Raw genomic sequence first — 25,617 nt, 5'->3', positions numbered from 1 at the left:
TATCCGGCACACGCTTTTCAAGCACGGTGCTATTGTACAATCTCTACCAGGACGCGCTTACCTTGATAGCCCGATGAGTTTAGAATTGGTCTTTCAGGCGGCTCGTCAGAAGCCGCCGGCGAAGAGGCCTATCGAGGGAGGAAACCATGACGCCGATCGAACCAAACAGGTCGCGTACCTGGCATAGGTCAGTGCTCGGCGCGGCCGTGCTCGGCATGGGCGTGCTGCTGACGGGAACGAGCGCCGGCGCTGGCTCTGTGGACAAGACCCCATTCGGAAACACGCAGGACGGCAAAGCCGTCGATCTCTACACGCTCACCAACGACAGGGGCGCGTCCGTCAAGTTCATCGCCTATGGCGGTATCATCACGGCGATCAATGTGCCCGATCGCTGGGGCAAGCTCGACAACGTCGTGCTCGGCTTCAAGGAACTCGCCGACTACGAATCCATGAACCCCTATTTCGGCGCCTTGATCGGGCGCTACGGCAATCGCATCGGCGGCGCGAAGTTCACGCTCGACGGCACGCAATACCAACTCGCCGCCAATAACGGGCCGAACAGCCTGCACGGCGGCACGAAAGGCTTCGACAAGGTCGTCTGGGCGGTCGAACCGCTGAGCAGCGTCAGCGGCGCCGCAGCGCGGCTCAACTACACGAGCAAGGATGGCGAGGAAGGCTATCCCGGCACGCTCACGGTCCAGGTCGTCTATAGCCTCACCAACGACAACGAACTGCGCATCGACTACGAGGCGACGACCGACAAACCAACCGTGGTCAATCTCACGAGTCATTCCTACTTCAATCTCGCCGGCGACGGCACGGGTGGGATCGACGATCACATCCTCACGATCAACGCCGATCGCTACACGCCGGTCGATGCGACCTTGATCCCGACCGGGCAGCTCGCCTCCGTGACCGCCACGCCGTTCGACTTCCGCCAAGGGGCGCCGATCGGCGCACGCATCCGCTCGAACGACCCACAGATGGCCTATGGCCGCGGATACGATCACAACTTCGTGCTGAACCGGTCGGGTGGTGGACTTTCGCTCGCCGCCCGAGTCTACGAGCCGCGCTCGGGCCGGATCATGGAGATCTCGACCACCGAGCCCGGCGTCCAGTTCTACAGCGGCAACTTCCTCGATTCGACGCTCGTCGGCGCGGCCGGTCAGCAATACCGCCAGACCGACGGCTTCTGCCTTGAGACGCAGCACTTCCCGGATTCGCCGAACAAGCCGTCATTTCCAACGACGGTGCTGAAACCGGGCGAAACGCTGAAGTCGACTACGATACACAAATTCTCGACCGACGCGTCCTAGCATTGCAGCTGCGTTCTTTTCTGGTTGCTGAATCGATGGGTCGCCATGATTCGGAGATCATGGATGACGGGCGTTTCGATCGAGACGCTGGAGCTCTGGGCGTCGTCGCTGCGGGAGGCAAGGCAGCGGATCCGGAGCTTGCTTGCTGGCGCTATGTCCCTGGCGGAACACGCAGCGTCTCCGCGGCGAAGCAGGCGAACGTTGCGGCTTTCCATCGCCCACAAAGCCGCTGGCCGTAGCCAAATCCGACCTTCATGCAAGTCGCTGTCTACGTCCGAAAGGGGGTCGATTCAAAGCTGTAGCGCGAAGGGCGGCTTTGGAGAAGCGCCGGGAAGGTCGGTAATTGGCGCTCCCTGCTCGTTCCAGTCGTCGAAACGGACGGCAGTTCCCCACCCGTCTCGGCCATTGGCGGCAGCCAGGTGATTGAGTTTGATCCTAAGCTGCGCCCGGCGGCCCGGGCTGTATCAGATCACCGAATCGGTCCAGCGGACGATGTCCTTGGCGGCATCGCCGAATGCGCGGTCGAGCGCGCCGACATAGGCCTGGTTGCCGCCGCCGGAGACGGGCGCGGTCGCGGTAAAGCTCTTCGAGGCGCGCACCTCGCCATTGCGGTCGTTCAGTATCCGCACGAACAGCTCGACCTCGGCATGTTCGCCGCCGTCAACCCGGACTTCGAAGGAGCGGACTTCGACGATCACCTGATAGTCGATCGCCAGCCCCTCGCCCGGCTTGCCGACACCGGCGAAGCTGCCCGAGCGCTGGAATGTCTCGGCCAGCCGCGCCTGCACGATCAGCGGCAGCCGATCGGCCCACTGCGCGCCCTTGAGGTACTGGATCGAACGCACAGACGGCTTGATAACGATGTTCTGGCTGTCCAGCGCCTTGAGCGCGGAGGGTTGGGCAATGAGGATCTGGCGGCGGCTGCGGCCGCGCGCATCGAGCGGCGGCGCCGACAGTTCGAATGTGTCCAGGGGCGCCGGCCCGCCGCCCGGCAAAAACGCGCAACCGGCTAGCGAAAGCGTAAGCAATGCCACACCCGCTTTGAGCCCGCCCGATTTGACCCCGCCCAATTTAAGCACCACCGACTTCACACGCGATCCCCGTTGTCCCCCGAATCGTATGAGCAATCCGCTTCCGCAGTGCACTTGCCTGCTGTTCTTGGGGCGGGCGAAAGCCGAAGTCAACGCCGCGCCCTGCCGTCGAATTGCCGAACCTCGCCTTCGCCGCCTGACAGGATCCGCTGCGGATTGCGGCTGAGATCCGTCACCGCCTCTTCGATGCGGCTGATCGAACGGCGGCTGTCCTGGACCAGCGCCTCGACGTCCTGCAGGCCCTGACCGGAGAATCGCGCCAGATTGTCGGTGATGGTGCCGAGGCGGGCGTTCAGCGTGTCGGCGACCTGCTTGAACGATTTCAGCGTATTCCTGGCATCGGCTATCATGCCGTCGGCCTGGCCTGAGCCGAGCAATGTATCGACCTTGGCGAGGATGCCGTCGACGCGCACCGAAGCGTCGTTGAGACGCTCCGCGAGCTGTTGCGCGTCCTTGATCGTCTGGTCGATATCGTCGGCGCGGTTGGCGAATTTGTTGGTAACCTTGGCGATGTCGGCGGCAGCCTCGTTGGCGTTTTCGCTGGCCTTCTGGATGTTGGCCAGCGCGGTGCGAACCTGTGCCGGGTCGATGCCGTCGAGAACGCCGTCGACCTTGGCCAGCGTGCCTTGCGTCCGTTGGGCGAAATCGTTGATCGATCCCACCGCGGTGTCGACATTCCTGACGACCGTGTCGAACTGCTTGCTGGTTTCCTTCAGGTTCTCGGTCACCGTATCGACATTGGCGACAATGCTCTTGATCTGATCCTTGTCGACGGCGTTGAGCAGCCCTTCCGCCGCCTTCAGCGTGCCGTCGAGCTTGCCCGAGACGCCCCTCAACTCGTCCGCCAGCGAACTGACGCTGGCGAGGAATTTGTCGATGCCGTCAGAGTTCTTGGCCAGCGCGTCGGAGAAGGTCTGCACGTTGTTGACGGTCTGCGTCAGCGGCCCGCGAACGTCCCTGGTGAAGCCTTCGAGCTGGGTGAGAACCGTATCGGCGCGGGTGAAGATGTTCTGGGCTGTCTGCAACAGGTTGGTGACCGCCGACGGGTTGGCGACGATCTCGGCGACGCGGCCCTCCGCCTCCGCCTGGTCGAGAAGGTTGACCTCCTTGAGGTCGGCGCCCCTGAGTTCGATATTGGCCTGACCGGTGAGGGTAGCAAGGCCGATATCGGCCTGCGTCGATTTGGTGATCGGCGTCGTGCGGCCTATTTCGGCTTCGGCTATGGCGGCGGTCGGATTGGCGAGGTCGATATAGACTCGCCTTACATCCCCAACCCTGACGCCGTTGAACAGCACGAAACTGCCGCGGCCGAGGCCGGAAGCTGATCCCGGAATGCGTACCCGCAGCATCGCCGTCTCACCCCTCTCGCCGATCGCGGCCGTCCAATAGACGAACGCGAATGCTGCCAGGATCGCGGCTAGCGTGAAAATGCCGACAATGACGTAGTTGGCTCTGGTTTCCATTTATCCACTTATGGCTACGCGCGGGCCGCAAGATCAAGTTGCCGCGCACGTTTTCCGCGAAAATAGGATTTCACCCAGGGTTCCTCGCTTCCGAGCATGTCGTCGATCGTGCCTTCGACCAGCACTTTCTTGTTGCCGAGCACGGCCACCCGATCACAAGCGGTGAACAGCGTGTCGAGATCGTGCGTGACCATGTACACGGTCAGATCCATGGTATCGCGCAGCTTGACGACCAGTTCGTCGAACTCAGCCGCGCTGATCGGATCGAGGCCGGATGTCGGCTCGTCCAGGAACACGATGTCGGGGTCGAGCGCCAGTGCGCGCGCAAGCGCCGCACGCTTGATCATGCCGCCGGAAAGCTCGGACGGGAATTTCTGCGCCGCATCCGGCGGCAACCCGACCAGTTCGACCTTGAGCATCGCCAGCTCGTCCATCAGCTTTTTCGGCAAGTCGAGATATTCGCGCATCGGCACCTGCACGTTTTCGAGAACCGTGAGCGCCGAAAACAGCGCGCCGTGCTGAAAGAGGACGCCAAGGCGCATGTCGATGCGAAGACGCTCCCTCTCGCTCGCCTTTTCGACATCGACGCCGAACAGCTTGATCGTTCCCGACTGCTTGTGCACCAGGCCGAGGATGGTGCGCAGGAGAACCGACTTTCCGGCACCAGAGGCGCCGACAAAGCCGAGGATCTCGCCGCGCCTGATATCGAGCGACAATCTGTCGAGAATGACCTTGTCGCCGAAGGACACGGTGATGTCGCGCGCGGAAAGCACGATCTCGTCTTCGTCGGCCCCTTCCGCAACCCCAGTCGCCTTTGTGCTGCCCTGCGTCGCCATGTCAGAACTCGATCGCCGCGTAGAACATGGCGAAAAGCCCATCGAGGATGATGACCACGAAGATCGACTTCACCACCGAAGCGGTCACGTGTTGTCCCAGCGATTCGGCGCTGCCGCCAACCTTCATGCCTTCGACCGAGGCGATCGTGCCGATGATCATGGCCATGAACGGCGCCTTGATCAGCCCGGCAAAGATGGTGCTGAGATCGATGGCGACGCGCAGCCGGTCGATGAAGGCGGCCGGTGCGATGTCGGAATAGAGCCATGCCGCCGCGATGCCGCCGCCAAGTGCGGCGAAATTGGCGATGATCGTCAGGCAAGGCAGTGCGATCACCAGCGCGACCAGCCGCGGAAACACCAGCACGCCGATTGGATTGAGCCCGATGACCTTTAGCGCGTCGACCTCCTCGCGCATTTTCATCGAGCCGATTTCAGCCGTAATGGCGCTGCCCGATCGGCCGGCGATCATGATCGCGGTCATCAGCACGCCGAGCTCGCGCAGGATCAGCACGCCGACCAGGTCGACGACGAAGATATCGGCGCCGAAATAGCTGAGCTGATAGGCGCCTTGCTGAGCGACGATCGCCCCGACGATGGCCGACATCAGCACGACCACCGGGATGGCGCCGACGCCCATGCGGTCCATCTGGTTGAAGATCGCCGCCGGATTGACCGCATGGCCGCGGCCAAGCTTCATCTGCGAGCCGCGTATCGTGGCGCCCAGTATGTTCATCGCGGCCAGGAAATCGTCACGCATCTCATAGACGCGCCGGCCAACCGCCTCGAGCGCGCGAATGATGATATTCGGCGGCCTAGCGGTGCCGGAATCAGGTTCGCGTCGAACCGCGTCACCGACGGCGCCGAGCAGGATCGAGGCAATCTCGCTTTGCCCCTGCACCGTGATTTCCACACCCTTCTTTTCGAAGGCGCTAACCAGACGGTCGATCACCCAGGCCCCGGCGGTATCCATCTTCTCGATACGCGAAAGGTCGATCGCCAGCGTCTGGAAACCGCTGCGCTTCTCGATCTTGCGCATCTCGGCGTCGACCAGCGTCACGGTGCGCGTCGTCCAGTTTCCGGAGAAGGCGCAGCCGAGAACGCCGCCCTCCTCACCGACCGCGACGCGTGGCTGGTGGTCGGCCTCCTTGGCGGTCTTGCCGCTTGCGAAGCGTTTGCGGATCGTCAACATGGCGTCCTGTTTAGTCTGACGGGCCATCTGTTTAACCTGACGGAACCCACCTGTCGATTTGCCGACAAGCTTGTTGTCGCACAGCCGGAGCAGAAAAATATGGCGCGTGTCATTTCGGTCGAGTCCGAGCGCTTTCCCATCGCCGGGACCTTCACCATTTCGCGCGGTTCGAAGACCGAGGCCGAGGTCATCACAGTGACGATCCGAGAGGACGGCCAGAGCGGGCGCGGCGAATGCGTCCCCTACAAGCGCTATGGCGAGACGATGGACGGTGTGCGCGATGCGATCGAGGCGATGCGGGAGCAGATTCAAGGCGGCATCAGCCGGGCCGCGCTGCTCGAGGCCATGCCGGCGGGCGCGGCGCGCAACGCCGTCGACTGCGCGTTATGGGACCTGGAGGCGAAGATCACAGGCAGGCCGGTCGCGTCCAGCATCTGCGCGGCTCCGCCAAGGGCGCTTGAGACAGCCTACACGCTGTCGCTCGGTGAGCCCGAAGCGATGGCAGCCCAGGCCCGCGCCAACGCCCGGCGCCCGCTGCTCAAGGTCAAGATCGGCGGCGACAACGATATGGCCCGTATCCGCGCGGTTAGAGAGGCGGCACCGACGAGCCGCATCATCCTTGACGCTAATGAGGGCTGGAGCGACGACAACATCGTTGCAAATCTCGCCTTTGCCGCCGAATACGGCATCGCCCTGATTGAACAGCCGCTGCCGGCGGGCCGTGACGGCATCCTTCGCCACATCGCGCATCCGGTGCGGATCTGCGCCGATGAAAGCGTGCATGAGGCAGGGGGCCTTGCCTCGCTTGTCGGCCTTTACGATGCCGTCAACATCAAGCTCGACAAGTCGGGCGGCTTGACCGCTGCTCTCGTCCTTCGCGATCGCGCCCGCGAACTGGGTTTTGGCGTCATGGTCGGCTGCATGGTCGGCACGTCATTGGCCATGGCGCCGGCCGTGCTCTTGGCCCAAGATGCCGATTTCGTCGATCTCGACGGGCCGCTGCTGCTTGCCCGCGACCGTGTTCCCGGTCTCGTCTACCAAGGTTCACTGGTGTCACCGCCCGATGCGGCGCTGTGGGGCTGAACGCGCGGCAAGCCCGATCAGTACAAGGCCGACCAAGGCGATCGGAACCATGGCAAAAAAACCATCCACGCCGAAGCGGTCATACAGAGGCCCGGACATGAGCGTCACCACGGCCGTGAAAAAGCCGTTGGAGAAATAGGCGATGCCTTGCGCGGCCCCGGTGCGTTCCTCCGCGACCGTCTCACCGATCATTTTCTGCAGGCCGATCAAAACCAGCGCCACGGAGACCGCATGCAACGTCTGGACAGCGAAGAATCCGGAAATGCCAAGGCCGAGCGGCCAGATCATGGGGAAGGCAATCCAGCGCATGATCGCGCCTATCCCGGCCATCACCATGATCGACACGACCGAGAAGGAGCCGAAAACCCGGGTAAAGACCATGAACATGCCGATCTCGGCTACCACACCCCAGCCCCAAAGCAACCCGACAACCTGATCGCCGATGCCGATCGATTTCCAGTAGATCGAGACGAAGCCGTAGAAAAACGCGTGGCTGGCGGTGATGACGCCGACGCCGATGGAGAAATACAGGAAATAGGCGTTGAGGAGTTTTGGCGCGGATTGCTGGATGTCGGCCGCCGAAAGCGGCGAGGCACGGCGCGGACGGCCGAGCCGCGGCGCGATCAATCCGACGACAAGCGCCGCACCAAAGGCCACGAAGATGATCATCGGAACAGCCTGGGCGCCGGTCGCCGACAGGATGAAACCGCCCGCAAGATTTGCGCACAGATAGGAGATCGATCCCCATTTGCGCATGCTTGCGTAGTTGGAGCCGAAGCGGCGCACACCCGATAGCGCCAGCGAATCGGCAATCGGCGAATGCGGTGTCCAGACCACGCTGAGCGCCAGCGAAACGGCGAGCACGATGGCGTAGGTCGGCGTCAGGAAATAACCGGCGGACGCAGCCACAGATGCGACCATCAGCGCGACATAGACATGGGCGCGGTCACTCGCCCTGTCGGCCAGTGCTGTAAGCAATGGCGTCGTCACCACGCGCAGGAACATTGGTGCTGCGAGAATGACCGCTATCTGCTCGGCATCGAAACCCTCTGCCTGCAACCACAGCGGGAAATATGGCAAATGTATTCCGAGCGGCACGAAAAGCGTGAAGAAAATCAGGCCCATGCGCAGTTCGAAATGACGCGGCTTGACGAGCTGTTCGGGTGAAAGCGGCGGCAGGGAGGACATCAACAGGCAATCCGTCGGCGCAGCGCTCAGCCGAGTCGGCCAGCAGCGCACGCCAATTCCATAACATGCTGAAAAAGTCGGCGGAACCGCTTGGACTAATCGATTAAAGCGAGGTGAGGTCGGGTTTGGTCAGGCAGCCTGGACTGCCCTGCCCTTGATGTCGATCGGCACCAGCACTTCGCTGCCGACCGGAGCCTCCGGCAGGACGTGCGCCCAGTGCAGGATCTCCATCCGGCCGTCGAAATGCTCGACCACCGCGGTGCAGCTCTCCACCCAATCGCCGGTGTTGATGTATTGCACGTCCTCATAATTTTCGATCGCGGCATGGTGGATGTGCCCGCAGATCACGCCGTCGACATGCGAGCGGCGCGCTTCCTCGGTCAGCATGGTTTGGAACGAGCCGATGAAATTCACCGCCTTTTTGACGTTGACCTTGGCCCAGGACGAAAACGACCAATATGGCAGGCCAAGCAGTTGGCGAAGCCGCGTCACCACGCGATTGACGAGCATGGCCGCGTCGTAGGCATAGTCGCCAAGATAGGCCAGCCAGCGCGCATTGTGGACGACAGTGTCGAACTGGTCGCCATGGATGACAAGAAGGCGTTTGCCGTCGGCGGTCTCGTGAATGGCGCGGTCGGCGACCACGATGCCGCCGAAATGCACGCCTTGGAACTGGCGCGCGAACTCGTCGTGATTGCCGGCGATGTAGGTGATGCTGGCGCCCTTGCGCGCCTTACGCAGCAATTTCTGGACGACGTCGTTGTGGCTCTGCGGCCAGTGCCAGTTCCGTCTCAGCCGCCAGCCGTCGACGATGTCGCCGACGAGATAGATGATATCGGCGTCGTGATGGCGCAGGAAATCGATCAGGAACTCGGCCTTCGCCGCCTTCGATCCGAGATGGACGTCGGAGATGAACATGCTGCGGAAAGTGCGGGGCTCTGCGCCAGGCATTGGATTCTCACCGTTGCTCTCGTGCAGCCTATGCCCCGATTCATGCAACAACCGTATGACGGTTGCGATTGGTCCAGCCTCAAGAGTAGGTTGCCGCGCCAATCAGAGGAGAAATCGCCATGGATCTCGGTATTCGCGGAAAAAAGGCCATCGTCTGTGCTTCGAGCAAAGGACTTGGGCGCGGTTGCGCCATGGCGCTGGCCGAGGCCGGCTGTGACCTGGTCGTCAACGGGCGCAATGCCGACCAATTGGCGAAGACCGCCGCCGAACTGCGCGAAAGATTTGGCGTCGAGGTGACCGAAATCGTCGGCGACGTGTCGAAGCCCGAGGTGCAGAAGGCGCTGCTTGCCGCCTGTCCCAATCCCGATATCCTCGTCAACAACAATGGCGGACCGCCGCTTCGCGATTTCCGCGAACTCGACCGCGAAAAGATCCTCGAAGGCGTCACCCAGAACATGGTGACCCCGGTCGAGCTGGTTCAGGCTGTCATCGACGGCATGGCCGAACGCGGCTTCGGCCGTGTCGTCAACATCACCTCGCTGTCGGTCTATGTTCCCATTCCCGGCCTCGATCTGTCGTCCGGCGCGCGCGCAGGCCTGACTTCGTTCCTGGCCGGCGTCGCGCGGACGGTGATCGACCGCAATGTGACGATCAACAACATGCTGCCGGGCAAGATCGACACCGACAGGCTGCGCCCTCCGCATGAAGCCGGCACCCCCGAAGATCCGGCTGCTGCCGCCGTGCGCAAGACCCAGGCAGCAGCCAAGGTTCCGGCCAAGCGGCTCGGCACGCCGGAGGAATTCGGCCAGATCTGCGCCTTCCTGTGCTCGGTTCATGCCGGCTACCTGACCGGGCAGAATATACCGGTCGACGGAGGCGCCTATGTCAGCGCGTTCTAGTACCTAACGCTTGGTACCCGCTGGGAACGCCGGGAGACGATCCATCTCGGCCGTTCTTGTCAGGAAGTGACGGCTCTGAAAGCGGGGCTCTGATGGCCCCTTCCCGCGCTGGCCGCCGCTACAGTGCATAGGGCCATTCGTCCGGCACGAAGCGATAGGCGTCGCCATCGCGCGCCACATGGCCGATGCCGGGGAACGGCAAATGCATGCCGGCGATCAGCATCCGGTCAGCAGCGACCCGGTCGAGCGTCCGCTTGCGCGTTTCGGCAGCCAGCTTGGAATCGACATCGAAGGCGATGCTCCAGTCCGGGCGCGCGAACTGATAGGTCGCCATGTGCACGACATCGCCCCAGATGAACAGCGCTTCGCCGTCCGATTCCACGATGAAGCCGGCATGGCCCGGAGTGTGGCCGGGCAGCGGCACGGTGCGGATCGCGCCGACCGCCTCGCCCTCGCCACCCACCTGCCGCACGCGATTCGCATAGGCGGCGGCGGCCTGGCGGGCACCGATGAAGAACGGCCTTGCCCCATCCGGCGCCTGGTTCATGTTTGCGTCGTCATGCCAGAAGGCGTAATCGGCGGCGGTGACGATGAGCTCGGCATTGGGAAACAGCGCCTGGCCGGCGGGAGTCAGAACGCCGTTGATATGGTCGGGATGCATGTGGGTAATCAGCAATGTGTCGATCTGGTCCGGAGAGACGCCGGCCGCCTCGATAGCGGCCGGAAGTCGGCCGAGTGACGGGCCCATGCTGTCCGACATACCGGCGTCGACGAGCACCAGACGGTCGCCCAGATTGATGAGATAGGCATTGACCGGTGCGCGGCGCGGTCCGGGCTTCTGGAAGCTGGCCTCAGCCAGCCGCTCCGCATCGGCCTCAGCGAGCCCGATGACCAGCTCGGAACCAATGTCGATATAGCCGTCTAATAGCGCCGTAACCTGGACCGATCCCACGTTGCGGCGCAGCGCGCCAAGCGTTGCAGCGTCGACCAGCGGCGCGCGGGCCACTGCCGGAACGGAGACATTGGCCAGGAGAGTGCCGCCGGTTAGGCCGGCACCGGCGAGAAAATGACGGCGGGAAAGCGGCATTGCATCGTCTCCAGTTTGGGGATCTAGAGCTCCAGGCGGAGCAAGGCGGGTCTATGTCATAGGCTCAGCTTTTTGAACTTGCTGATTCCTTATATGTCTTATTACTCTTGTTTATTAATCACGACGGAGAGTTGCCATCATGGACCGCTTGACCGAGCTGACCAGCTTCGTACGCGCCTGCGATACCGCCAGCTTCTCGGCGGCAGCGCGCGAGTTGGGCTTGAGCCAGCCGGCCGTCAGCCAGCAGATCCGCGCACTGGAAAAGCGTCTAGGCGTCCGGCTCTTTGACCGTACGACCCGCCATGTTTCGCCGACGGAAGCCGGCCGGCGTTATCTGGAGCGCGCCCGCGACATCATTGAGCGCATCGAGGAGGCGGACCGCAGCGTCGGCTGCCTCGAATCGAAGATGTGCGGACGTCTTGCCGTCGGCGCGCCGGCCAGCTTCGGCGCCGGCGTGCTTGGCAGCTACCTGATCGAGTTCAAGCGCGCCTATCCGGAACTGTTGCTCGACGTGGCGCTGACCGACAGTTTCGTCGATGTGATCGCAGAGGGGCTCGACGTGGCGATCCGTATGGGGACCATCGATGACGACCGGCTGATCGTGCGCAAGCTCGGCGTGATCGGGCGCTGCCTTGCGGCGACGCCAGAGTATCTCGACCGCAGGGGCCGGCCGCGGCGCCCGGAAGATCTCGCCGACCATGATTATCTGCTTTACGCCCACATCAGGAAGCGCGATGTCGTGCCGCTCACCGGCCCGGGCGGCGAAAAGGCCGAGGTGCGAATCCGGCCGGCCATGCGCTCTGACAATTCGCTGCTCAATCATCAGGCGTTGCTGTCCGGCGTCGGCATCGGCCTCGGGCACAGGGTGATACTCGATCCGCTCATCGCCGAAGGCTTGCTCGAACATGTGCTGCCGGACTGGCACTATGCGCCGCACCATGTGCATGCGGTCTATCCATCGAACCGCTTCATTCCGTTGAAGGTCAGGCGGTTCGTTGCCGGCTTCGCCGACCACCTCGCCGCGATGAGTGCGTTCATCGATGACAAAAAAAGCATGTACATCCAAGGAAACGGCGCCGGCCCAGTGAAGTCTGACGTTTGTACGCGCAGGGAAATGGCGGAGACGGGAGAGTCGAGATGTGGCGCGGCGGAGATAGGCGTAGCCCCGCAACCGCGCGGTGAGTAGCTGTCGGGTGGACGGTAGCCGCAAAGCCTGGAGGCGGTCGACCTGACACCGTTGCGGCTGCACTTGACCGCCGGCGATCGGACATACCCCGGTCGCGCAATGCGCTCCCATGACATCAGCCCGGCAGCGACAAGGCAGGTGAGGATTTCAGCGCAACAATCTGACATAGATGAGTTTTTGACGATTCTTCCGCCTAATTGGCGGTTGCGTCATTTGGCATCGTGAAAAACCAACGCTGCATGCTAAAAGGGCTTCAAGGCAGCATAGCAGGGAGGCCCGCATGGAAGGCGAAAACAAAAAAGCAGCCCGGTCGGACCTCGACGAAGCCGCGCTTTATTTCCACAAGCATCCGCGGCCTGGAAAGCTTGAAATCCAGGCAACAAAGCCGCTCGGCAACCAGCGCGACCTGGCGCTTGCCTATTCGCCCGGCGTCGCGGCGCCCTGTCTGGAAATCCGCGACAATCCGGCAACCGCCGCCGACTACACGGCGCGCGCCAATCTGGTTGGCGTCGTCTCGAACGGTTCGGCGGTGCTCGGCTTGGGCAATATCGGTCCGCTCGCCTCCAAGCCGGTGATGGAAGGCAAGGCGGTGCTGTTCAAGAAATTCGCCGGCATCGACGTCTTCGATATCGAGATCGACGCGCCTGACATCGAGCGCATGGTCGAGACGATCTCGGCGCTGGAGCCGACCTTCGGCGGCATCAACCTCGAGGACATCAAGGCGCCCGAATGCTTCGAGGTCGAGGAACGGCTGAAGGCCCGCATGGCCATACCGGTCTTCCACGACGACCAGCACGGCACCGCGATCATCGTCGCCGCCGCCGTGCTCAACGGGCTGGAATTTGCCGGCAAGACCATCTCCGACATCAAGATCGTCACCTCCGGCGCAGGAGCTGCGGCCCTTGCCTGCCTCAACTTGCTGGTTTTGCTTGGCGCGCGCGTCGAAAACATCTGGGTCACCGACCGTTTCGGCGTCGCCTACAAGGGCCGCGTCGACGAGATGGACCGCTGGAAGGACCCCTATGTGAAGGACACCGAGGCGCGCACGCTGGCCGATGTGCTGCCGGGCGCCGACGTGTTCCTGGGTCTTTCGGCCGCCGGCGTGCTGAAACCGGAATTGCTCCAGCATATGGCGCCAAAACCGCTGATCCTGGCGCTGGCCAACCCCAACCCCGAGATCATGCCGGAAGCGGCACGGGCGGCGCGACCCGATGCGATGATCTGCACCGGCCGCTCCGATTTTCCCAATCAGGTCAACAACGTACTTTGTTTTCCTTATATTTTCCGTGGCGCACTGGACTGCGGCGCCAGCGCCATCAACGAAGAGATGAAGATGGCCGCGGTGCGGGCGATCGCGGCCCTTGCCCGCGAGGAACCGTCGGATGTCGCCGCCCGCGCCTATTCCGGCGAAACGCCGATCTTCGGGCCCGATTTCCTGATCCCCTCGCCCTTTGATCCCAGGCTGATCCTGCGCATCGCTCCGGCGGTGGCCAAGGCCGCCTGCGACACCGGTGTCGCGACACGGCCGATCACCGACATGACGGTCTATATCGACACGCTGAACCGCTTCGTCTTCCGCTCCGGCCTGGTCATGAAGCCGGTGTTCACGATGGCCAAGACGTCAAGTGCCAAGCGCGTCATCTATGCCGACGGCGAGGACGAGCGGGTACTGCGTGCCGCCCAAGTGGTGCTGGAGGAAGGCATCGCCGAGCCGATCCTGATCGGCCGCCCGCATGTCATCGAAGTCAGGCTGAAACGCTACGGACTGCGCATCAAGCCGGGGGTCGATTTCGGCCTGATCAATCCCGAGGACGACCCCCGTTATCGCCACTATGTCGACCTTTTGATCGAACTCGCCGGCCGGCGTGGTGTGACGACGGAGGCCGCGCGCACCATGGTGCGTACCGATAACACTGTGATCGCCGCACTTGCCCTCAAGCGTGGCGACGCCGACGCCATGGTCTGCGGCCTGGAAGGACGTTTCGAGCGGCATTTGCGCAATGTCACCCTGATCATCGGCCCGCGTGCCGGTATCAAGGATCACGACCTGTCGACGCTTTCCATGCTGATCTCGCAGCGCGGCATCATTTTCCTCACCGACACGCATGTCACGGTCGATCCGACAGCCGAGGAGATCGCCGAGATGACGGTGCTGGCTGCAGAAGAAATCCAGCGCTTCGGCATCGAGCCCAAGGCCGCCCTGCTGTCGCATTCGGATTTCGGCTCACGCGACTCGCCAAGCGCGCTCAAGATGCGGCAGGCAGCTGCGATCCTGGCGCGCATTGCGCCAGACCTGCAATGCGACGGCGAGATGCATGCCGACTCGGCTCTGTCGGAGCAGCTGCGCCAGCGCGTCTATCCTCATTCGCGGCTGAAGGGCGAAGCCAATCTGCTGGTGTTCCCCAATCTCGATTCGGCGAACATCACGCTCACCGCGCTGCGCGCGATGATGGACGCCCTGCATGTCGGGCCGATCCTGCTCGGCACCGACAGGCCGGCGCATATATTGACGCCGTCGGTGACGTCACGCGGCGTCGTCAACATGACGGCGCTCGCCGTGGTCGAAGCCGCCCATAAGGCGCAGGCGGTCGTAAATCTGGGCTAAAACGGCCTTTCGCGGTAAGCTAACAAATAACCGCAAAGCGGTAGCTTTCGCGACGGGCGGTTAAACGGAGTTCACGGCGAATGACGGGCGGAGGGTGGAAGCTGACGCGTGCCGCGGCGGTGCTCGGTGCCCTGGCGTTATCAGGCTTTGCCGTCACTCAGCCGCAGGCCGCCTCCGGTGTTTGCCGCCAGCTGGAAGCCGATCTCGCGGCCGCTTCGCGCGGTGGCGGCGGCAAGCCGGCCCTGCTCCGGAAATACGACGACGCGATCGTGCGGCAGCGCGAGCAGATTTCAAAGGCAAGCCGCCAGTCCGACAGCGCCGGCTGCGGCTTTTTGCTGCTCGGCCGCAATCGCAACGCTTGCGCCGCACTCGAGGCCACGCTCGACCGCATGATCGCCAATCTCGATGCCCTGCAGATCAAGCGCGCGCAGCTCGCCGACGGCGGCTCGCGCCGCGATCGCGCGCGCATATTGGCTTCGCTCGACGCCAATGGCTGTCGCGACAGCATCGTGCCTTCGAAACGTGCGCCTGTCCTGGAAGCGAACCGTGAGAACGGCAATGGAAATCTGCTCGATCGGCTTTTGGGCGACGCCAGAAATCAGCCCGATGCGCTGGACGAGCCGAGCGATCCCGACGAAGAACGCGGTATCCGCGCCATGATCAATCAGCCCGACGGTATGGACCTGCCACGCCTTGGCGGCGAATTCCGCACAATGTGCGTGCGCACCTGCGACGGCTATTTCTTCCCGATGTCGAATGCCGCCTCGCTGGGCGATTTCGAGCGCGACCAGAAGAACTGCGATTCGAGTTGCCCCGGCACCGAGATGCAGGTGTTTTATACACGCGGCATTGGCGACGACTCGGCTGACATGACGTCTTCGGTAACCGGCAGGCCCTACAGCGAACTGCCGACCGCCTATCTCTACAAGCAGCCCGAAACGTCGCGCCCGCCGGCCTGCGGCTGCAACGCTGCACAGAATTTCGAGATCATTGCCGGCAATCCGCCAAGCCCCGAACAGACCGAGGCAGATGTAGAGACCACGCCGCTCAATCCGATGCCTGTCGCCAAACCCGATCCAGGCGCCGACCCCGAGACTTTGGCCAATGTCGGAGGTGGGCTCGATCGCGAAGCCATCAAGCGCCTCGCCGTCAAACCCTCGCCGACGACTTTGCCGCCGCCGGGACAGCGCAAGGTCAGGGTCGTCGGGCCAACGTTCCTTCCCGACCCAGCAGCGGCAACAGATCTGCAAGCTCCGGTCCCGAAGGCTGCCCCGTAAGCGCCAACCTGAGCGGCATGAACAGCGCCTTGCCCTTGCGGCCGGTCGCTTCCCTGATCCTGCCCGTCCACTCCTTCCACACCGACCCGTTCCAGGGGTCTTCCGGCAAAAGGTCGAACGCCTGGCGAAGGAAATCGCGGTCGACGTCGGAAAAGTCCGGCTGCTCCTGCGGGCCGTCGCGAAGTGTGCGCCACCAGATTGCGGCATCGGCCAGCCTGTCGAGATTGCCGCGCACCGCCAGCCAGAACGGCTCGGCCTGTTCGCCGGAAATGCCGAGCACGATCAGCCGGTCGCGCGCCTCGGAAAACGGCATATGATGCAGCAGCGTGCGGTTGAGCACGAAGAGCTCGTCCGGGTCGAATTTCGCGGCGGATTTCGAGGTCGCGGCCGGATCGAAGCGCCGGGCAAGCTCGGTCATATCGGGCACCGCCACGACGTTTTCCGAGGTGCCGACAAGCACGGCCAGCGAGGCGACGGCCATCGGTTCGATGCCGGTCTCGCGCAAGCTCTCGATGGAGAGCGCGCCGCTCCGCTTCGACAGGCCCTCGCCCGATGCGGTGGTCAACAGATTGTGGTGGCCGAACACCGGCGGCTCGGCACCCAATGCCTGGAACAGGGCGATCTGCACACCGGTGTTGGTGACGTGGTCGTCGCCACGGATAACGTGGCTGACGCCCATCTCGATGTCGTCGACCACCGAAGGCAGAGTATAGAGATAGGTCCCGTCCTCGCGCATTAGAACCGGGTCGGAAAGCGAGGCGAGGTCGACGGTTTCCTCGCCGCGCACCAGATCGTTCCAGTGGATTTCCGTGCGCTCCGGCTGCAACGGGTCGCTGGTGAAATTGGGCAGCAGAAAGCGCCAGTGCGGCCGGCGGCCATCGGACTGGTATTCGGCGATCTGCTCAGGCGTCAGCGTCAACGCTTCGCGGCCGTAGACCGGCGGCAGGCCGCGCGTGCGGCGCACCTTGCGCCTGAGATCGAGCTCTTCGGGTGTTTCGTAACAAGCATAGAGAAGGCGCGCCGCCTTCAATTTCTCGATCGCCGCATCGTAGATCTCGAAGCGCCGTGACTGGTACTCCGTGGCGTCGGGAAAGATGCCCAGCCAATGCAGGTCGTAGAGGATGGCGTCGGAGAATTCCTGCGTCGAGCGCGCGACATCGGTGTCGTCGAAGCGCTGGATGAAGCGGCCCTTGTTGTTCATGGCGAACAGCCAATTGAACAGCGCAGTGCGCGCATTGCCGATATGAATGCGGCCGGTGGGTGATGGGGCGAAGCGGACGGTAACTGTCATGAACGGGGCGTACCGGATGGTTTTGCTGTTGACAAGACACGCCCCCGCGCTTGGGCCGCAGACATAGAACATGACGAAGGCGATGAAAAGGCGGCAGCGCCGCGCGTCCTAGCGCATCGGCCCGAAAATCGGAACCGATTTTCGGAAAGCACCATGCGCAGATTCAAAATGTTAGAGCGTACTTTGTACGTCCAAGTGGACGCACGTCGCTCTAATGGACGCGCGGCGCTTTAGGTCGTCAGATCGCCAGCCCTTTGGTCAATTCGAGCGCCTGGCGCTCGAACAGCCGGCGGTAGATGCCGCCTTGCAGCCGGATCAGTTGGTCATGCGAACCCTCCTCGACGATGCGGCCGCGATCGAACACCAGAAGCCTGTCCAGCGCCCGTACCGTCGAAAGCCGGTGCGCGATGACCAGCGTCGTGCGGCCGACCATCAACCGCTCCATCGCCTGCTGGATCAGCACCTCCGATTCTGAATCGAGGCTCGACGTCGCCTCGTCCAGAATGAGGATCCGGGCATCGGCGAGGAAGGCCCGCGCGATCGCCACGCGCTGGCGCTCGCCGCCTGATAGTTTCACGCCGCGCTCGCCGACCAGCGTGCCATAGCCTTTCGGCAGATCGACGATGAAGTCGTGCGCGCTTGCCAGCCGTGCCGCCTGCTCGATTTCGGCCTGCGTGGCGCTCGGCCGGGCATAGGCGATGTTTTCGGCCAGCGACCGGTGGAACAGGATCGGCTCCTGCTGGACGATGGCGATCTGCCCGCGCAGCGACGCCTGCGCCACCGCTGAAATATCCTGACGGTCGATCAGGATCGCTCCCGCGTTCACGTCGTAAAGGCGCTGGATCAGCTTGACGAAGGTCGTCTTGCCCGAGCCCGAATGGCCGACCAGCCCGACGCGCTCGCCCGGCGCGATGTCCACCGAAAAGTCGCGATAGAGCGGCAGTCGGTGGCTGCCATAATGGAAGGTGACGTCGTCGAAGCTGATGCGGCCGTCAGTGATGCGGATCGGCCTGGCGCCGGGCACATCCTCGATGCCGAGCGGCTCGGACTGGAAGTCGACCAGTTCCTCCATGTCGTTGATCGAGCGCTGCAAATTGCGGATATGCGTGCCGATATCGCGCAAATAGCCCTGCAGCACGAAGAACGAGGTCAGCACGAAGGTGACATCGCCGGCGCTCGCCTGCCCCCACGACCATAAAAGCAGGGAAAATCCGATCACCGCTGTTCTCAGAAGCAGCAGCATCGACCCTTGCGTGGTGCCGTTGACGGTGCCACGCACCCAGGTGCGGCGCGTGCGGGCGCGCCATCTGGCGACGACCTTGCCGAGGCGCGTTTCCTCGCGTTCCTCGGCGCCAAAACCCTTGACCACGGCGTTGCAGCTCACCGCATCGGCCAGCGAGCCGCCCAGGCGCGTGTCCCATGCGTTGGCAAGCCTTGCCGCGGGCGCGACATAGCCAAGCGACAGCAGCGCCGTCACCGCGATGAACAGCACCGAACCTGCGGCGACGACAGCACCCATCAGCGGCCAGAACCAGCCGAGCAGCAGCGTCGAACCGACGAGCATGACGACGGACGGCAGCAGCGCTATCAGGATCGTGTCGTTGAGCAGGTCGAGCGCCCACATGCCGCGGGTTATCTTGCGCACGGTCGATCCGGCGAAGCTGTTGGCGTGCCAGTCGGTGGAGAAGCGCTGGACGCGATGGAACGCGTCGGCGGCGATATCCGCCATCATCTTCAGGGTCAGTTCGACGATAGCCATGAAGGCGAGGTTGCGCAGCACGACGCCGGTGAGCGCCAGCGCCACCAGCATCGAAAACGCCGCCGTCGCCGCATTCCACGCGACATCGTCGGCTGCAGCACTGCTGGCAACGGCGTCGACCAGCCGGCCGGAATAGAACGGCGTCAGCACGTCGGCCAAGGTCGACAGCAGGAACGTGCCCATGATGAGCGAAAGCCGCCACGGCTGGCGCCGCCAATGGCTGAGCGTGAAGCCAAGGACGTTGCGAAAGGCGCCGGCGCGCAAATCTATCTGAAAACGAGCCATGATGTCATTCGGGCGCAAGCGAGCCCGGCCCCGGTAAGGTCGAAAATTGAAAAAACCGCGTTGGGCGAATTAGCGCCCGGGAATGCGGAGGTTCGGCATATTTGGCGGCTCGCCCGAATACGGGCAGCGACCGGCATCGACGAACGCCTGTTGTCAGATGGGCTTGGCCGTGAAGATGAAAACCTTCCGGCGCGCCCTCTGAGACCTAGGCTTCGCGGCCTCGCATAACGGTGTCAAATCCTGCCATTCGGTCCTCCCATTAGAGCGACGTGCGTCCATTTGGACGCACAAAGTACGCTCTAACATTTTGAACCTGCGCATCGTGCTTTCCGAAAATCGATTGCGATTTTCGGGCCGATGCGTAGGGGATCACGAAGACGCCCTTATAGAGACGCCTCAACGCCGCGCCAAGTCAGTGGAAGGCCGAAAGCGCATCTGGTCCAACCAGTGAGACCATTTTGCAACAATCGCGGGTTGTGCACTTCCTCGCGGCAGCCATTTTCACAAGAGCGAGAAACGGTGATCTACCCGCCATCCCTGAACCGGTTGGTGATGGGATAACGGCGGTCGCGGCCGAAATTCTTTTTGGTGATCTTCACGCCGGGCGCTGCCTGCCGGCGCTTGTATTCGGCGATGTAGAGCAGGTGCTCGACGCGCGTCACCGTCGCCCGGTCGTGGCCGCGGGCCACGATCTCGTCGACACCCATCTCGTTCTCGACCAGACACTCCAAGATGTCGTCCAGCACCGGATAGGGCGGCAGCGAATCCTGATCCGTCTGGTTCTCGCGCAGTTCCGCCGACGGCGCCTTGTCGATGATGTTATTCGGGATCACTTCGCCGGAAGGGCCCAGCGCGCCCGGCGGCACGTGCGTATTGCGCCAGCGCGCCAGCGCATAGACCTGCATCTTGTAGAGGTCCTTGATCGGGTTGAAGCCGCCATTCATGTCGCCGTAGAGCGTTGCGTAGCCAACCGACATCTCGCTCTTGTTGCCGGTGGTGACCACCATCGAGCCGAACTTGTTGGAGATCGCCATCAAAAGGGTGCCGCGCGCGCGGCTCTGCAGGTTTTCCTCGGTGATGCCTTCCTTGGTACCCTCGAAAAGCTGCGTCAGCGTGTGCAGAAATCCCTCGACCGGCTCGAAGATCGGCACGATATCGTAACGGCAGCCGAGCGCACGGGCGCAATCCTCGGCGTCTTTGAGCGAGTCCTTCGAGGTGTAGCGATAAGGCATCATCACGGCGCGCAGCCGTTCCTCGCCGAGCGCATCGACGGCAAGCGCTGCACAGATCGCCGAATCGATGCCGCCGGAAAGGCCGAGCACGACATTCCTAAAGCCGTTCTTGTTGACGTAATCGCGCAGGCCCAACATGCAGGCGCGGTAATCGGCCTCTTCCTTTTCCGGGATTTTCGACATCGGCCCTTCGGAGCAGACCCACCCCTCGGAATTATTTCCACTTTGCGCGCCTGCGGCGGCGCGGTTTCGCTTCCAGGTGGTGACGTTGACCGTCTCCTCGAACTGGCTCATCTGGAAGGCCAGCGTCTTGTCAGAACCTATGGCAAACGACGCGCCGTCGAAGATCAGCTCGTCCTGGCCGCCAAGCTGATTGGCGTAGATGATCGGCAATCCGCATTCGATGACCTGACGGATGACGATCTGGTGGCGAACGTCGACCTTGCCGCGATAGTAGGGCGAGCCGTTCGGCACCAGCAGGATTTCCGCGCCGCTTTCGGCCAGCGTCTCGCAGATGGCGACATCGCCCCAGATGTCTTCGCAGATCGGAATCCCCAAGCGCACGCCGCGGAAATTGACCGGTCCCTGCATTTCAGGGCCGGCCTGGAAGACGCGCTTCTCGTCGAATTCGCCGTAGTTCGGCAAATCGAGCTTGTAGCGCTCGGCAAGGATCTTGCCGCCATCGGCAAAGATGATCGAATTGTGCGTGCCGCTCTTGCGCTTCAGCGGCGTGCCGATGATGACGCCGGGCCCGCCATCGGCGGTATCGCCGGCGAAATCCTGCGCCGCCCGCTCGCAGGCCTTCAGGAACGCCGGCTTCAGCACTAGATCTTCGGGCGGATAACCGGCGAGGAAAAGCTCGGTGAACAGCACGAGGTCGGCGCCTTGTCGGGCGGCATCCGCCCTCGCCTCGCGCGCCTTGGCGAGATTGGCGGCGACGTCGCCAACCGTCGGATTGAGCTGGGCGACGGCGATGCGCAATGTGTCGGAAGCGGTGTTGTCGGTCATGCCTGCTGACTTAGCGCGGCAAAATTCGCCGGGCAATGGCGTTTGCTTGGACCACTGACCGATCGACGAATGTCGATCATGTCGGACCGATCGAAATGTCGATCGTGTCCTATTCGCCCATATATTCGCGCAGTGCCTCGGGCGAATGGTTCTCGCCGATCGACATCGCCAGAATGCGCGAAATATGCCGGCGCGGCAGGCCGGTTTTCGTTGCCCAGGTATTGATCTGGTTCTGGATCTTGTCGAGATCCCGCTTCGACGTCGGGCTTTCGGCGATGTCGAGGCCGGCGTCGCGAAGTGCGGCCGCCATGTCGGCCGAGACGATGAAGGCGTCCCACTCCAGCCACCTCAGAAAATACTGGCCGGTGTTGCCGCCGAGCCGGCTGCCATGCTTGGCGAGATAGGCCATCAGCCCGACTTGATCATCCGCCGGCCAATCGGCGAGGAACTTGCCGAAGCCGCCATGCTCCCTCGATACCCGCTCGACGAAGGCTGCGTTGTCGCGGACGGATTTGATCTTCTGCGGGTTGCGCACGATGCGCTCGTCGGCTGTCAGGTCGTGCCAGAAATCATCGGGCTGGAACAGCAGCCGCTTCGGCTCGAATCCGAGGAACGCTTCTTCGAAACCAGGCCATTTCTGCTCGATGACGCGCCAGACGAAACCAGCGGCGAAAACACGCTCGGCCATGGTCGACAGGATGCGGTCGTCGGTAATGTCAGCCACCGCAGCATTGTCGGGCATAGCCCCCAGCAGCGAGGCCAATGAGGCTTCACCACCTTTGCGTTCTGCTGCGCGGGCGCAAATTTTCTGAAAATCCAACATTGTTTCCTCACCTTATCGCGTCAATCTACCACTTCCCGTACGAACCAGTAGCCTCTACCTCTATCGCTGACGACGGAGGGCGACGATGAACAAGACGATCGAGGAACTGGCAAACCGTTGGCTGAAGCGAAAGCCGGATGGTCTCAGCGCGCTTGAAAACCGGGTGCTGCAATCAACGCTCGAGCGCACCACGATCTCCAAGGATACCAACAAGGCCGTCGCTTTTCATCAGACGTTTGGCGACCGCCTCGCCGACACCATCGCCCGGATCGGCGGTTCGTGGTCCTTCATCCTGGCTTTCATCGCCTTCCTGATCCTGTGGACGTCAGGCAATGTCTGGCTCCTGTCGCGCGATGCCTTTGATCCCTATCCCTTCATTTTCCTCAACCTCATCCTCTCCATGATCGCGGCGCTGCAGGCGCCGGTGATCATGATGGCGCAGAACCGCCAGGCGGAGCGCGACCGCATCGACGCCGCCCACGACTACGAGGTCAATCTCAAGGCCGAGATCGAGATCATGGCGCTACATGAGAAGCTGGACGAATTGCGCCACAGCCAGATCGTTGGCATGCGCGACGAGATCGCGCAGCTGGCCGAACAGGTGAAGCGGATCGACGAGATTCTGTCGAAGCAGCGGACGCCTTCATGACGGATGCCATCCACCATCTCATCGAGCAATATGGGCTGATTGTCGTCTTTCTGGGCTGTATAGCCGAGGGCGAAAGTGCCGCCATCCTTGGCGGGTTTTTCGCGCATCAGCATGTCTTCGTCCTTTGGCAGGCCTTTCTCGCAGCGGCCATCGGCGCCTTCGTCGGCGACACCTTTTTCTTTATCCTCGGACGAAGCTTCGCCGACCATCCGTTCGTGGTCAAACTGAAGGGCCGGCCGGGTTTCAGTCACGCCTATCGTCTTGTCTCCACCCATCCCGACATTTTCGTGCTGACGAACCGCTTTATCTACGGCCTGCGCCTTATCGGCGGCATCGCGGCCGGACTGTCCGGCATTGCCGTGACGCGCTTTGTCATTCTCAACGTCATTTCATCCATGGTCTGGGCCGGATTGTTCACCACCATCGGCTATGTGTTCGGGCTGGGCGCGGAGCGCATCGTCGGTCAGGCGTTGGCCCGTCACGAGCGATTGCTGATCGCCCTGGCGATTGGCCTGGCAGCGGCGGTCCTCGCCTGGTTCACCGCTCACACCATTGCCAAAAAGGAGCGTAGCAAGGAAACGTAGGGGTCGACAAAACCTGACCTCACCTTGCTCCGGGATGTGTTGAGATTCAGGTCAGGCCGAGTCGGAGTCGAAGACGGGCGCGAAGCGACCAAACAGGTGGGTTCCGAGAACCGGAGCGCAGCGTACTTTTGGGTACGTGAGCACAGGGAGCACAGGAAGCAGCCACTTGCAGGCCGGCATCACCTGAATATCCACACATCCTAGTCGATGCCGAGCGCGCGATCGCCACGATCAAGGATCAGCGGAATGATCAGGTCCTCCTCATCGGCAAGGTGCCTGGTCAGCATGGCGATCAGCCGGCTGTTCTCGTCGGCGTAGGCATCGGCGGCAAAGCGCTGCTTGTCCTCGCTCTCCTGAAGCGTGCGGATGAAGGCGTTTGCGGCCTCGGCATTGCGCTCCAACCCTTCATGGATCGTGTGATGATCGGCATCGAGAATCTCGAAACCGCGTTTCAGCCGGGTCTCCGCCTTGGCGAAGACCGGGAAATAATGATTGTCCTCGACGTTATGGTGACCGTCGAGATGACCGAGAAAATGGTTGAGGCGCGGCGCGAACCAGCGCGCGAACTCCGGCGCCGTCAGCCTGCCCTCGCGATAGTCGCCGATGCCGTTGGTCAGCATGCCGCCGAGCTCGCGGAACATGTCGTGCCGCTGCAGCCACATGTTGGCCATGCCATGGATATTGGAATGCGCCTGCCAGATCTCGCGCGGGTATTTCTCGGCAAGCCAGCGCAATTCGTCCGGCAGGCCTGCGCGTTCGAGCAGCAAAAAATCGACGGTTTCCGACACGACAGTCTCCTTTGGTAACCGCCATGTAGTAATCAGGAGCGCTAGATCGGTAGCCCCATGATTCGCTCGATGATGGCGATGCCCCAGACGCCGGCAACGATCACCACCGAAATCAGCACCGCCAGCGAACCACAGTCCTTGGCGAGCTGGATATCGACGTTGAACTCCCGGCTGAACGCATCGCATGCGGCCTCGATGCCGGTGTTCAGCACTTCGACCATGATCAGCAGCAGCACCGCGCCGATCAGCAGCGCATAGCCGCGCCACGACACCGAAACAAACCAGCCGAGCGGCAAGGCAAGCACGAGCAGCATCAACTCCTGCTGGAAGGCTTTCTCGCTGGAAGCCAATTTGCGAAATGCCCGCACTGAATTGAAGAACGCATCGATCAGCCGCTGCATGCCAAACCTTTCCGAACCACCGGGAGGGGATAGCGCAATGGCCGGATCAAGGGAATAAGGCGACCTCTGCAAAATCATTCGCCGGCGACCTAGTCACTCATCCGCGACCTTGATCGACGGCGTCGACTTCTCGAACTGCGGCAGCCCATCGTCGATCGTGTAGTAGTCGCCCTTGTCGCCGACGAAGATGTGACATTGGCCCTGAAGTCCGGTGGGCTTGTCGAACAGTCCGGCCAAAACCGAGACATATTCATCATCCTGCGGCTTCCAGAACAGCAGCGAGCCGCATGTCTTACAGAAACCGCGCCTGGCAAACGAAGATGCTTCGTACCAGGTGATGCTTTCCGCGCCCGCTATTGTGATGTCTGCGTTGGGAACATTGGTTGCAGCGTAGAAAAGCCCGCTCTGCTTCCGGCACTGCGAGCAGTGGCAGTAGATGACGCCGCGCAATGGCCCGCGCGTCCTGAACCGCACAGCCCGCACAGGCATGATCCGGTATGAGCGTCGTCCATCTTGCCTCCTAACTCAGTCGCCACCCTGAAATCGCCGTTGGCATCGGCGTGCTTGCCAGGATTCCAGTTTTGCAGCGGCTATGTCCCAGCAAATGCGACATTCGGCGGGCATGT

Annotated in this window: 21 protein-coding genes and 1 pseudogene; 8 read left to right on the top strand and 14 right to left on the bottom strand. The window is 62.6% G+C overall.

Going from position 1 to position 25,617, the window contains the following annotated elements; all coding sequences use genetic code 11:
- Positions 1-146 precede the first annotated feature (146 nt).
- Positions 147-1,316: an aldose epimerase family protein gene (locus tag BQ8482_RS00295; RefSeq protein WP_123145769.1), complete on the top strand. Its 1,170-nt coding sequence runs from the start codon at positions 147-149 to the stop codon at positions 1,314-1,316.
- A 464-nt stretch (positions 1,317-1,780) separates the two neighbouring features.
- On the opposite strand, the gene BQ8482_RS00285 is transcribed toward BQ8482_RS00295, so the two are convergent.
- From BQ8482_RS00285 to BQ8482_RS00270, 4 genes are all read right to left on the bottom strand, one after another.
- Positions 1,781-2,386: an ABC-type transport auxiliary lipoprotein family protein gene (locus BQ8482_RS00285; RefSeq protein WP_425294063.1), complete on the bottom strand. Its 606-nt coding sequence runs from the start codon at positions 2,384-2,386 to the stop codon at positions 1,781-1,783.
- Between the two features lie 110 nt (positions 2,387-2,496).
- A complete protein-coding gene (locus BQ8482_RS00280) occupies positions 2,497-3,870 on the bottom strand; it encodes an MlaD family protein (RefSeq protein WP_123145766.1) in 1,374 nt (457 codons plus the stop codon).
- 14 nt (positions 3,871-3,884) lie between these two features.
- Complete coding sequence (locus tag BQ8482_RS00275; protein WP_123145765.1) at positions 3,885-4,706, bottom strand: ABC transporter ATP-binding protein; 822 nt, start codon at positions 4,704-4,706, stop codon at positions 3,885-3,887.
- A 1-nt stretch (position 4,707) separates the two neighbouring features.
- Entirely contained in the window at positions 4,708-5,895 is a 1,188-nt protein-coding gene (locus BQ8482_RS00270; RefSeq protein ID WP_123145764.1) for an MlaE family ABC transporter permease, read from the bottom strand.
- 99 nt (positions 5,896-5,994) lie between these two features.
- Here BQ8482_RS00270 and dgcA point away from each other — a divergent pair, with 99 nt between their 5' ends.
- Entirely contained in the window at positions 5,995-6,978 is a 984-nt protein-coding gene (dgcA, locus tag BQ8482_RS00265; RefSeq protein ID WP_123145763.1) for an N-acetyl-D-Glu racemase DgcA, read from the top strand.
- Here dgcA and BQ8482_RS00260 read toward each other — a convergent pair.
- Positions 6,949-8,166 carry an MFS transporter gene (locus BQ8482_RS00260; protein WP_123145762.1) on the bottom strand — a complete coding sequence of 406 codons (1,218 nt, stop codon included), beginning with the start codon at positions 8,164-8,166 and terminating at the stop codon, positions 6,949-6,951. The two genes, dgcA and BQ8482_RS00260, sit on opposite strands and share 30 nt — an antisense overlap.
- 129 nt (positions 8,167-8,295) lie before the next feature.
- The gene (locus BQ8482_RS00255) at positions 8,296-9,117 is read right to left on the bottom strand and encodes a UDP-2,3-diacylglucosamine diphosphatase (protein ID WP_123145761.1); all 822 of its coding nucleotides are present in this window, start codon (positions 9,115-9,117) and stop codon (positions 8,296-8,298) included.
- A 119-nt stretch (positions 9,118-9,236) separates the two neighbouring features.
- On the opposite strand from BQ8482_RS00255, the gene BQ8482_RS00250 reads away from it, so the two are divergent.
- A complete protein-coding gene (locus BQ8482_RS00250; protein ID WP_123145760.1) occupies positions 9,237-10,016 on the top strand; it encodes an SDR family oxidoreductase in 780 nt (259 codons plus the stop codon).
- A 118-nt stretch (positions 10,017-10,134) separates the two neighbouring features.
- On the opposite strand, the gene BQ8482_RS00245 is transcribed toward BQ8482_RS00250, so the two are convergent.
- Positions 10,135-11,103: an MBL fold metallo-hydrolase gene (locus tag BQ8482_RS00245; RefSeq protein WP_123145759.1), complete on the bottom strand. Its 969-nt coding sequence runs from the start codon at positions 11,101-11,103 to the stop codon at positions 10,135-10,137.
- Between the two features lie 139 nt (positions 11,104-11,242).
- On the opposite strand from BQ8482_RS00245, the gene BQ8482_RS00240 reads away from it, so the two are divergent.
- The 3 genes from BQ8482_RS00240 (at position 11,243) to BQ8482_RS00230 (ending at position 16,171) form a co-directional block, all read left to right on the top strand.
- Positions 11,243-12,289: a LysR family transcriptional regulator gene (locus BQ8482_RS00240; protein WP_123145758.1), complete on the top strand. Its 1,047-nt coding sequence runs from the start codon at positions 11,243-11,245 to the stop codon at positions 12,287-12,289.
- A 280-nt stretch (positions 12,290-12,569) separates the two neighbouring features.
- Positions 12,570-14,894 carry an NADP-dependent malic enzyme gene (locus tag BQ8482_RS00235; protein WP_123145757.1) on the top strand — a complete coding sequence of 775 codons (2,325 nt, stop codon included), beginning with the start codon at positions 12,570-12,572 and terminating at the stop codon, positions 14,892-14,894.
- 80 nt (positions 14,895-14,974) lie between these two features.
- Positions 14,975-16,171, top strand: a complete 1,197-nt coding sequence (locus BQ8482_RS00230) for a DUF2865 domain-containing protein (protein ID WP_123145756.1) — start codon at positions 14,975-14,977, stop codon at positions 16,169-16,171.
- On the opposite strand, the gene gltX is transcribed toward BQ8482_RS00230, so the two are convergent.
- The 4 genes from gltX to BQ8482_RS00210 form a co-directional block, all read right to left on the bottom strand.
- Positions 16,089-17,462: a glutamate--tRNA ligase gene (gltX, locus tag BQ8482_RS00225; protein WP_123145934.1), complete on the bottom strand. Its 1,374-nt coding sequence runs from the start codon at positions 17,460-17,462 to the stop codon at positions 16,089-16,091. The genes BQ8482_RS00230 and gltX overlap by 83 nt on opposite strands.
- Positions 17,463-17,700: 238 nt before the next feature.
- Positions 17,701-19,506, bottom strand: coding sequence for an ABC transporter ATP-binding protein (locus BQ8482_RS00220; RefSeq protein ID WP_123145933.1), 1,806 nt, complete (start codon positions 19,504-19,506; stop codon positions 17,701-17,703).
- 524 nt (positions 19,507-20,030) lie between these two features.
- Positions 20,031-21,746 carry an NAD+ synthase gene (locus BQ8482_RS00215; protein WP_123145755.1) on the bottom strand — a complete coding sequence of 572 codons (1,716 nt, stop codon included), beginning with the start codon at positions 21,744-21,746 and terminating at the stop codon, positions 20,031-20,033.
- Positions 21,747-21,855: 109 nt separating this feature from the next.
- Entirely contained in the window at positions 21,856-22,569 is a 714-nt protein-coding gene (locus tag BQ8482_RS00210; protein WP_123145754.1) for a DNA-3-methyladenine glycosylase I, read from the bottom strand.
- 85 nt (positions 22,570-22,654) lie between these two features.
- On the opposite strand from BQ8482_RS00210, the gene BQ8482_RS00205 reads away from it, so the two are divergent.
- Together BQ8482_RS00205 and BQ8482_RS00200 are read left to right on the top strand one after the other, a co-directional pair.
- Positions 22,655-23,218, top strand: coding sequence for a DUF1003 domain-containing protein (locus BQ8482_RS00205; RefSeq protein ID WP_123145753.1), 564 nt, complete (start codon positions 22,655-22,657; stop codon positions 23,216-23,218).
- The gene (locus BQ8482_RS00200) at positions 23,215-23,802 is read left to right on the top strand and encodes a DedA family protein (protein ID WP_123145752.1); all 588 of its coding nucleotides are present in this window, start codon (positions 23,215-23,217) and stop codon (positions 23,800-23,802) included. Before BQ8482_RS00205 ends, BQ8482_RS00200 begins: the two co-directional genes overlap by 4 nt.
- 200 nt (positions 23,803-24,002) lie before the next feature.
- Here the strand turns inward: BQ8482_RS00200 and BQ8482_RS00195 are convergent, their stop codons facing one another.
- From BQ8482_RS00195 to BQ8482_RS00185, 3 genes and pseudogenes are all read right to left on the bottom strand, one after another.
- On the bottom strand, positions 24,003-24,590 hold the full coding sequence (locus BQ8482_RS00195) for a hemerythrin domain-containing protein (protein ID WP_123145751.1): 588 nt from the start codon (positions 24,588-24,590) through the stop codon (positions 24,003-24,005).
- A 41-nt stretch (positions 24,591-24,631) separates the two neighbouring features.
- Complete coding sequence (locus tag BQ8482_RS00190; RefSeq protein ID WP_027155134.1) at positions 24,632-24,991, bottom strand: diacylglycerol kinase; 360 nt, start codon at positions 24,989-24,991, stop codon at positions 24,632-24,634.
- 93 nt (positions 24,992-25,084) lie between these two features.
- Positions 25,085-25,503 (bottom strand): annotated as a pseudogene (locus tag BQ8482_RS00185) (GFA family protein).
- Between the last annotated feature and the right edge of the window lie 114 nt (positions 25,504-25,617).

The organism is Mesorhizobium delmotii (genome assembly GCF_900149755.1).
Taxonomy (GTDB): domain Bacteria; phylum Pseudomonadota; class Alphaproteobacteria; order Rhizobiales; family Rhizobiaceae; genus Mesorhizobium; species Mesorhizobium delmotii.
Note: the sequence above shows the minus strand (reverse complement) of the source record. Positions and strands in the feature narration are given on the sequence as shown.

Coding starts and splice junctions, on each gene's coding strand:
- BQ8482_RS00215 (WP_123145755.1), bottom strand. CDS start 21,746: ATGACCGACAACACCGCTTCCGACACATTGCGCATCGCCGTCGCCCAG.
- BQ8482_RS00270 (WP_123145764.1), bottom strand. CDS start 5,895: ATGTTGACGATCCGCAAACGCTTCGCAAGCGGCAAGACCGCCAAGGAG.
- BQ8482_RS00280 (WP_123145766.1), bottom strand. CDS start 3,870: ATGGAAACCAGAGCCAACTACGTCATTGTCGGCATTTTCACGCTAGCC.
- gltX (WP_123145934.1), bottom strand. CDS start 17,462: ATGACAGTTACCGTCCGCTTCGCCCCATCACCCACCGGCCGCATTCAT.
- BQ8482_RS00190 (WP_027155134.1), bottom strand. CDS start 24,991: ATGCAGCGGCTGATCGATGCGTTCTTCAATTCAGTGCGGGCATTTCGC.
- BQ8482_RS00235 (WP_123145757.1), top strand. CDS start 12,570: ATGGAAGGCGAAAACAAAAAAGCAGCCCGGTCGGACCTCGACGAAGCC.
- BQ8482_RS00245 (WP_123145759.1), bottom strand. CDS start 11,103: ATGCCGCTTTCCCGCCGTCATTTTCTCGCCGGTGCCGGCCTAACCGGC.
- BQ8482_RS00220 (WP_123145933.1), bottom strand. CDS start 19,506: ATGGCTCGTTTTCAGATAGATTTGCGCGCCGGCGCCTTTCGCAACGTC.
- BQ8482_RS00250 (WP_123145760.1), top strand. CDS start 9,237: ATGGATCTCGGTATTCGCGGAAAAAAGGCCATCGTCTGTGCTTCGAGC.
- dgcA (WP_123145763.1), top strand. CDS start 5,995: ATGGCGCGTGTCATTTCGGTCGAGTCCGAGCGCTTTCCCATCGCCGGG.
- BQ8482_RS00275 (WP_123145765.1), bottom strand. CDS start 4,706: ATGGCGACGCAGGGCAGCACAAAGGCGACTGGGGTTGCGGAAGGGGCC.
- BQ8482_RS00240 (WP_123145758.1), top strand. CDS start 11,243: ATGGACCGCTTGACCGAGCTGACCAGCTTCGTACGCGCCTGCGATACC.
- BQ8482_RS00255 (WP_123145761.1), bottom strand. CDS start 9,117: ATGCCTGGCGCAGAGCCCCGCACTTTCCGCAGCATGTTCATCTCCGAC.
- BQ8482_RS00295 (WP_123145769.1), top strand. CDS start 147: ATGACGCCGATCGAACCAAACAGGTCGCGTACCTGGCATAGGTCAGTG.
- BQ8482_RS00210 (WP_123145754.1), bottom strand. CDS start 22,569: ATGTTGGATTTTCAGAAAATTTGCGCCCGCGCAGCAGAACGCAAAGGT.
- BQ8482_RS00200 (WP_123145752.1), top strand. CDS start 23,215: ATGACGGATGCCATCCACCATCTCATCGAGCAATATGGGCTGATTGTC.
- BQ8482_RS00260 (WP_123145762.1), bottom strand. CDS start 8,166: ATGTCCTCCCTGCCGCCGCTTTCACCCGAACAGCTCGTCAAGCCGCGT.
- BQ8482_RS00230 (WP_123145756.1), top strand. CDS start 14,975: ATGACGGGCGGAGGGTGGAAGCTGACGCGTGCCGCGGCGGTGCTCGGT.
- BQ8482_RS00205 (WP_123145753.1), top strand. CDS start 22,655: ATGAACAAGACGATCGAGGAACTGGCAAACCGTTGGCTGAAGCGAAAG.